Raw genomic sequence first — 255 nt, 5'->3', positions numbered from 1 at the left:
GAGCGGCAGGTCGACATCGTGCGCGAACACGTCGTGGCCGGCCGCAGTTTCCGCTCCACCGACGACGCTGATGCCGCGTTCGCCCGGTGGGTGACGATCCGCCGTAAGCAGGCGCACCGCACCCACGGGCAAGTCATCGGCGAGGCCGCTGCAACCGATCACGCAGCCCTGGGTCCGCTCCCGGCCATGGGGTACGAGATCTTTGACGATCACGTGCGCACTGTGGGCAAGGACTGCCTGATCTCGTTCGAGGCC

Annotated in this window: 1 pseudogene; it reads left to right on the top strand. The window is 67.8% G+C overall.

The features are described from left to right. Positions 1-18 precede the first annotated feature (18 nt). A pseudogene (locus AC3DE3_RS17480) lies at positions 19-255 on the top strand (IS21 family transposase); the annotation flags it as partial.

The organism is Dietzia sp. IBK-p2-16D (assembly GCF_057773085.1).
The sequence above is the reverse complement of the archived record's forward strand: the minus strand, read 5'-3'. Positions and strand labels throughout refer to the sequence as shown.